Genomic DNA, 7617 nt, shown 5'->3' on the forward strand with positions numbered 1-7617 from the left:
CCCCCGGAGCCCGCCGGCGCCACCGTCGCCCCCGACAACGGCGACGAGGTGCAGGGCGACGAGCCCCTCCTCCCCGCCCGCGTGCACCGCCCCTCCGATCTGATGCGGCTGCTGGTCGGCCTCCTCGCCGTCGCCGTGCTGCTGGCCGTCGCCGCCTTCGCCGAGGGCGCGACCTCCGGCCTCGAGCAGGACATCAACGAGGGCACCACCGCCGCGCCCGACCTCCTGATCAAGGTGGCCGGCCTGGCGTCCAGCATCGCGATCCTGCTGGTGCCGGTCGCCTTCGCGGTGGAGCGGCTGTTCAAGCGGGACGCCCTGCGGATCGCCGACGGCGTGCTGGCCGCCGTCCTCGCGCACGGGGTGACCCTCGCCACCGACCTGTGGGTGGCGCGGTCCGCCCCCCAGGCCATCCAGGACGCCCTCACCCAGCTGGCCCCGGGCGGCAGCGGCGCGACCGCCGCGCTCACCGACCCGGTGCACGGTTACCTCGCGCCGGTGATCGCCTTCATGACCGCCGTGGGGCTCTCCCGAAGACCTCGCTGGCGCACCGTCCTGTGGGTGGTCCTGGCGCTGGACGCCTTCTCCATGCTGGTCAGTGGCTACACCACCCCCTTCTCCATCCTCCTGACCATTCTCATCGGCTGGAGCGTCGCCTACGGCACGCTGTACGCCGTCGGCTCGCCCAACGTCCGGCCCACCGGCCGCACCCTGATGGCGGGCCTGCGGCATGTCGGCTTCCACCCGGCCTCGGCCCGGCAGGAGACGGAGGGCGAGGGCCACGAGAGCGACCGGGGCCGCCGCTACTTCGTCACCCTGGAGGACGGCCGCCCCCTCGACGTCACCGTGGTCGACCGGGAGCAGCAGGCGCAGGCCTTCTACTACCGGGCCTGGCGCAACCTGACACTGCGCGGCTCGGCCACCCGGCGGAGCCTGCAGTCGCTGCGCCAGGCGCTGGAGCAGGAGGCCCTGCTGGCCTACGCGGCCATCGCCGCCGGGGCCAACGCCGCCAAGCTGATCGCCACCGCCGAGCTCGGCCCGGACGCCGTGATGCTCGTGTACGAGCACACCGGAGGCCGTCCGCTGGACCAGCTGGCGGACGAGGAGATCACCGACGAGCTGATGCGGGACACCTGGCGGCAGGTGAAGGCGCTGCAGTCGCGGCGCATCGCGCACCGCAGGCTGGCCGGCGACGCCATTCTGGTGGATCGTTCCGGCGCGGTGATCCTCTCCGACCTCCGCGGCGGTGAGATCGCCGCCGGCGACCTGCTGCTGCGCATGGACGTCGCCCAGCTGCTCACCACGCTCGGCCTGCGGGCCGGTGCGGAGCGGGCGGTGGCCGCCGCGGTGGACGTCCTGGGTCCCGACACGGTCGCCGACTGCCTGCCGCTGCTTCAGCCCATCGCGCTGACCCGCACGACTCGCGCCACCCTGCGCCGGCTGGGCCGGGAGCGCGCCCAGCGGGAGCGGGAGGCGGTGCTGGAGGCCGCCGACAAGGCGCGTGCGCTGCGCGCCGCCGAACGCGAGTCCGGCGCGGGCGCCACCGCGGCCACGTCGGCCGCGACCGGAGCGCCGGCGGGCGCGCCGGGCGCCGTGACGGCGTCGACCGGCGCGGTCTCCGACCGCAAGGCCCTCAAGGCCGAGCAGCGCGCCGAGAAGCGTGCCGTCGACGAGGCCCTGGAGGAGGCGCGCGAGGAGGACCTGCTCACCCAGATCCGCCACCAGGTGCTGCGCATCCGGCCGCAGGCCCCGGTGGAGCCCGCCCGGCTGGAGCGGATCCGTCCGCGCACCCTGATCACCTTCATCGCGGGCGCGATCGGCGCCTACTACCTGCTGTCCCAGCTGGCCCACGTCCCGTTCGACTCGATCGCCTCGGCGCACTGGGGCTGGGTGGCCGCGGCGGCGTTGTTCGCCGCGCTCAGCTATGTCGCGGCGGCGATGTCCCTGCTGGGCTTCGTGCCGGAGCGGGTGCCCTTCGGGCGCACGGTCTCGGCCCAGGTGGCGGGCTCCTTCGTGAAGATCGTCGCCCCGGCGGCGATCGGCGGCGTGGCTTTGAACACGCGGTTCCTGCAGAAGGCCGGCATCCGGCCCGGACTGGCGGTGGCCAGTGTGGGCGCCTCCCAGCTGTTCGGCCTGGGCTCGCACATCATGCTGCTGCTGGTCTTCGGCTACCTCACCGGCATCGAGAAGACGCCGTCCCTGTCGCCGTCCCGCACGGTGATCGCCGGGCTGCTCACGGTCGCCGTGCTGGTGCTGGTGGTGACCTCGGTGCCCCTGCTGCGGAAGTTCGTGGCGACGCGGGTGCGCTCGCTCTTCGCGGGCGTGGTGCCGCGCATGCTGGACGTGCTGCAGCGGCCGCAGAAGCTGGCGACCGGCATCGGCGGCATGCTCCTGCTGACCACCTGCTTCGTCCTGTGCCTGGACGCCTCGGTCCGCGCGTTCGGCGACGGGTCGACCGGCGTGAGCCTGGCGAGCGTCGCGGTGGTCTTCCTGGCCGGCAACGCGCTCGGCTCGGCGGCGCCGACACCGGGCGGCATCGGCGCGGTCGAGGCCACGCTGACCCTGGGCCTGGTGGCGGTCGGCCTGCCCCGCGAGGTCGCGGTCCCCGCCGTGATCCTCTACCGCCTGTTCACCCTGTGGCTGCCGGTGCTCCCCGGCTGGCTCTGCTTCAGCCACCTCACCCGCCGCGAGGCGCTCTGAGGCGAGCCCCGGCCGACGCGGCGGACCTGGTCGTCCGCCGACGGACCCGACCGGTGGGCCGGTCGACGGACGGGGTGTACCGGCCCGCTCGACAGCTGGGACGCCGTGACCCTGGGCGGGGGGGTGCGACGCGGGCGGCCTCGGGCGGTGAGTGCGGCGCGGCGGCCCCGGGCGGTGGGTGCGGCGCTGGCGGCCCCGGCCTGCGGGTGCTGCACAGGCGGCTCCCGCCGACGGGCGGGACACCAGGGCCCCGGGCGAAGGGTGGGACGAGGGCGGCCTGGCCTACGAGTGCGGCATAGGCGACCCCCGCCGACGGGCCGGACACCAGGGCCCCGGCCGAAGTGTGGGGCGTGGGCACGGCGGCCCCGGTTGAAGGGGGTGTCGCAGGCGGCCCCCGGCCCGCGGGTGCGGCGGCCGGTTAACCCGGACGGGTCCCGCGCCCGCGCGGCGCCCGGCGGGGCGCAGGAACATGGCGGCATGCCCTACGCCGCCCGGACCCGCACCGCAGCCCTGCTGACCTCGGCCGTCCTGGCCGCCGGAGCCCTCGCTGCCTGCGGCGGCGAGGACGGCGACGTCCGGGAGCAGTCACTCGAATGGGAGGACTGCCCGGCTCCGTCCGACGCCCAGGGCGGCGGCGCCTCACCCTCGCCGCTCCCCCGCGGCGGCACCTGGCAGTGCGCCACCATGCGGGCGCCGCTGGACTGGTCCGAGCCTGAGGGCGAGACGATCGGCATCGAACTGATCCGGGTCCGCGCCTCCGGTCCGGCGGACGACCGCATCGGCTCCCTGATCTTCAACTTCGGCGGCCCGGGCGGCTCCGGCGTCACCACCCTGCCAGCCTTCGGCAAGGAGTACGACACGCTCCGCACCCGGTACGACCTGGTCAGCTTCGACCCGCGCGGGGTCGGCCGCAGCGAACCCGTGGAGTGCGAGAGCGCGAGCCGGATGGACGCCCTGTTCCAGAGGGACGGCACCCCCGACGACGCCGAGGAGCGCCGCGAGTACGAGGACGGTCTGCGCAGCTTCAACGAGGCCTGCGAGGACAACTCCGGCGAGGTCCTCCCCCACGTGCGCACCACCGACGCCGCGCGCGACATGAACCTGCTGCGCGAACTCCTCGGCGACGAGAAGCTGTACTACTTCGGCATCTCGTACGGCACCGAGCTGGGCGGCGTCTACGCGCACCTGTTCCCCAGGACGGTCGGCCGGGCCGTCTTCGACGCCGTGGTCGACCCGACGGAGGACCCGGAACAGGGGTCGCTGGCCCAGGCCCGGGGCTTCCAGCGGGCGCTGGACAACTTCGCCGAGGACTGCGCCGCCAAGCCGGAGGAGGAGTGTCCGATCGGCACCGACGCCGAGGACGTCAAGAAGCGCATCACCCAGCTCCTCGACCAGCTGGAGGAGCGTTCGCTGCCGGGCATCTTCCCGCGTCGGCTGACCGAGACGGCGGCCACCGGCGGCATCGCCCAGGCCCTGTACTCGAAGGACTTCTGGCCGTACCTCACGCAGGCGCTGGACGAGGCGTACGACGGTGACGGCCGGACGCTGATGGCGCTGTCCGACGCGATGAACGGGCGCAGCGAGAGCGGCGAGTACAGCAACCTGGTGGCCGCCAACACGGCGATCAACTGCTCCGACGACCGGCCCCGTTACACGGTCGCCGATGTGCAGCGGGCGCTCCCGCGGTTCCGGGAGGCGTCGCCCGTGTTCGGCGACTTCATGGCCTGGTCGATGCTGAGCTGCACCGACTGGGCGGTGGAGGGAGCCGCCGACCGTCCGGACGTCAGCGCCCCGGGGGCGCCGCCGATCCTCGTCATCGGCAACACCGGCGACCCGGCGACCCCGTATGAGGGCGCCCGGCAGATGGCCCGGGCGCTGGGTGCCGGCGTGGGCATCGAGATCACCTACCGCGGCGAGGGGCACGGCGCCTACGACAGCGGTGACGCGTGCGTCCAGGACGCGGTGAACGGCTACCTCCTGGAGGGCAAGGTCCCCCGCTCCGGAACCGTCTGCGGCTGACGGGCCGTCGGCGGTACCGTCCCTGCATGTGCCTCTACGCCGTGAAGGGCTACAAGCTGCACTACGCCTGCGTGTCCTGCCGGGTCGACTTCAAGCGGCCCGCCGCCCCGGCCGGTGAGCACCGCTGCCCGAACTGCGGGTGGCCCCTGCTGTGCGCGGGGCACGACTTCGCGCCGCCACGGCGCCGGGACGTCCGCGGCTGGTCGGTGGTGGCGGCGGTCCTGGGCGCGGGCCTGCGGTACGACGGCCACCGGCCCTGCGGCTGCGGCCGTGAACCCCGCTTCCGCCCTCGCACCCGGTCCCAGCTCCGCGCCCGACGCCTCGCCGCCCGCCGCGAAGACCTCCCCCTGTCCGCGACCCTGCCCCGCCCGGACCCGTCGACCCCGACGGACGACGCCTGAGCGGTCCGAGCGGTCGCGGTCCCTCAGGCGGGGATCCACGCCGGCCACCACGGAGGGACGTTGCTCGCGGGACACGACCAGCGGCGCCGACCGGAAACGACAGAAGCCCACGGCGTCCGAGGTGGTCGGAGCCATGGGCTTCGTCAGGTCCGCCGGTCGGTCGGCGGAAGAACAGGTCAGTACACCGGCTTGTGCGGCTCGATCTGGTTGACCCAGCCGATGACGCCGCCGCCGACGTGGACCGCGTCGGAGAAGCCCGCGGACTTGAGCACCGCGAGGACTTCCGCACTGCGGACACCCGTCTTGCAGTGCAGGACGATCTTCTTGTCCTGCGGCAGGCCCTCGAGGGCGCTGCCCATGAGGAACTCGTTCTTCGGGATCAGCCGCGCGCCCGGGATGGAGACGATCTCGTACTCGTTCTGCTCGCGGACGTCGATGATGTCGATGTCCTCGCCGTCGTCGATCCACTCCTTGAGCTGCTTGGGAGTGATCGTCGCGCCGGCGGCGGCCTGCTGGGCCTCCTCCGAGACGACGCCGCAGAAGGCCTCGTAGTCGATGAGCTCGGTGACCGTCGGGTTCTCGCCGCAGACCGCGCAGTTGGGGTCCTTGCGGATCTTGACCTGGCGGTACTGCATCTCCAGGGCGTCGTAGATCATCAGGCGGCCGACCAGCGGCTCGCCGATGCCCGCGAGGAGCTTGATGGCCTCGTTGACCTGGATGGAGCCGATCGACGCGCACAGCACGCCCAGCACGCCGCCCTCGGCGCAGGAGGGGACCATGCCCGGCGGCGGGGGCTCCGGGTAGAGGCAGCGGTAGCAGGGACCGTGCTCCGACCAGAAGACCGATGCCTGGCCGTCGAAGCGGTAGATCGAGCCCCAGACGTACGGCTTGTTCAGCAGCACGCAGGCGTCGTTCACCAGGTAACGCGTGGCGAAGTTGTCCGTGCCGTCGACGATCAGGTCGTACTGGCTGAAGATCTCCATCACGTTCTCGGCCTCGAGCCGCTCTTCGTGAAGGACGACGTTCACGTACGGGTTGATGCCGAGGACGCTGTCCTTGGCGGACTCCGCCTTGGAGCGGCCGATGTCCGCCTGACTGTGGATGATCTGCCGCTGCAGGTTCGACTCGTCCACCTCGTCGAACTCCACGATGCCGAGCGTGCCGACGCCCGCCGCGGCCAGGTACATCAGCGCCGGGGAGCCCAGACCGCCGGCGCCCACACACAGGACCTTCGCGTTCTTCAGCCGCTTCTGCCCGTCCATCCCGACGTCCGGGATGATCAGGTGGCGGGAGTACCTGCGGACCTCGTCCACAGTCAGCTCGTCGGCCGGCTCGACCAGGGGTGGCAACGACACGGGGACTCCGTTGGTCGGTATAGGTACGGTTGTTCTTCCGGTAACACTGCCACGCCCTTCTTCATTCCAAGACAACCGTTCCGCCCTGCGAGACGTGGGCGTCCCAGCAGCCGGGCGGGTCAGATGCGGCAGGCGGCCTCCATCCAGATGTCGGCCAGCGACTCCTCCAGACCGATCCGCGGACGCCAGCCCAGCCGGTCCCGGGCGGTCCGCACGTCGGCCTGCTGCCAGCTGCCGCAGCCGTCGGGGTAGGGGTGGACCGGCATGGTGGGGGCGTGGTGCTCGGAGTCGGTGCGCTGGTGGCCGATCAGCCCGCGCACCATGACCCCGGGCGGTCCGTCCAACTCGTGCAGCGCGCCGCCGTATCCGGCGACCCGGGCCAGCACCGCGGCGGCGTCCCGCAGCCGGACGGCCCTGCCGGAACCGATGTTGATGACGCCCTGAGCGGCGGAGAGCGCCGCCGCGTGCACCGCACGTGCCACGTCCCGCACGTCCACGAAGTCCCGCTGCACGCCCAGCCCGCCGAGTTTGAGCTCGCCGTCGCCCGACTGCATGGCCCGGCGCAGCGCCTCGGCGAGCCGGCCCAGCGGGGAGCCGGCCGGGGTGCCGGGGCCCGCCGGGGAGAACACCCGCAACACCACCGCGTCCAGGCCGGAGTTGAGCACCAGCTCGGTGGCGGCCAGCTTGCTCACCCCGTACGGGCCGCCGGGACGCGGCACGGAGTCCTCGGCCGTGGAGGACCCGGGCTGGCTGGGCCCGTACTCGGCGCCGCAGCCAAGGTGCACCAGGCGGGCGCCGCAGCCGCTGCGCCGCAGTCCCTCGCAGACGGTGGCCACGGCCACCGTGTTGTGCCGGGTCAGCTCCCGCGCCCCGCCCCGGGTGGCGCCCGCGCAGTTGACGACGACCTGCGGGTGGACGGCGTCCAGGAACCGGGTGAGCGCGCCGGGGCTGCCGGCCGCCAGGTCGAACCGGACGTCGGCGTCGTCGCCCCGGCCCAGCGCGGTCAGCTGGACGGCGGGATCGGCGAGCAGGCGGTCGGCGACGAAACGGCCGAGATATCCGTTGGCTCCGATCAGCAGAACCCTCATGGCTGCTTGTTCTCCTTCAAGGCGGTCTTCAGGGGTGGGGAGGGGGAAGTGCTGCTG

The 7617-nt window shown here is 73.3% G+C and carries 5 protein-coding genes; 3 read left to right on the forward strand and 2 right to left on the reverse strand.

All coding sequences use genetic code 11. From position 1 onward, the window contains the following. The first annotated feature begins 48 nt into the window (after positions 1-48). The 3 genes from ACOV8S_RS15175 to ACOV8S_RS15185 all read left to right on the forward strand — a co-directional run bounded on the left by ACOV8S_RS15175 (position 49) and on the right by ACOV8S_RS15185 (position 5117). A complete protein-coding gene (locus tag ACOV8S_RS15175; RefSeq protein ID WP_448318870.1) occupies positions 49-2697 on the forward strand; it encodes a lysylphosphatidylglycerol synthase transmembrane domain-containing protein in 2649 nt (882 codons plus the stop codon). Positions 2698-3174: 477 nt separating this feature from the next. Next, positions 3175-4716, forward strand: a complete 1542-nt coding sequence (locus ACOV8S_RS15180) for an alpha/beta hydrolase (RefSeq protein ID WP_448318355.1) — start codon at positions 3175-3177, stop codon at positions 4714-4716. 26 nt (positions 4717-4742) lie between these two features. Beyond that, on the forward strand, positions 4743-5117 hold the full coding sequence (locus tag ACOV8S_RS15185) for a hypothetical protein (RefSeq protein ID WP_448318356.1): 375 nt from the start codon (positions 4743-4745) through the stop codon (positions 5115-5117). Positions 5118-5293: 176 nt separating this feature from the next. Here ACOV8S_RS15185 and moeZ read toward each other — a convergent pair whose 3' ends face one another. Then, positions 5294-6472: an adenylyltransferase/sulfurtransferase MoeZ gene (gene moeZ, locus ACOV8S_RS15190; protein ID WP_448318357.1), complete on the reverse strand. Its 1179-nt coding sequence runs from the start codon at positions 6470-6472 to the stop codon at positions 5294-5296. Between the two features lie 119 nt (positions 6473-6591). Beyond that, positions 6592-7560, reverse strand: coding sequence for an NAD-dependent epimerase/dehydratase family protein (locus ACOV8S_RS15195; RefSeq protein WP_448318358.1), 969 nt, complete (start codon positions 7558-7560; stop codon positions 6592-6594). Positions 7561-7617 lie beyond the last annotated feature (57 nt).

It is taken from the genome of Streptomyces sp. CO7 (genome assembly GCF_053474865.1).

Excerpts from the sequence above, each read along its gene's own strand:
- ACOV8S_RS15180 (WP_448318355.1), top strand. The coding sequence starts at position 3,175 with ATGCCCTACGCCGCCCGGACCCGCACCGCAGCCCTGCTGACCTCGGCC.
- ACOV8S_RS15185 (WP_448318356.1), top strand. The coding sequence starts at position 4,743 with ATGTGCCTCTACGCCGTGAAGGGCTACAAGCTGCACTACGCCTGCGTG.
- ACOV8S_RS15195 (WP_448318358.1), bottom strand. The coding sequence starts at position 7,560 with ATGAGGGTTCTGCTGATCGGAGCCAACGGATATCTCGGCCGTTTCGTC.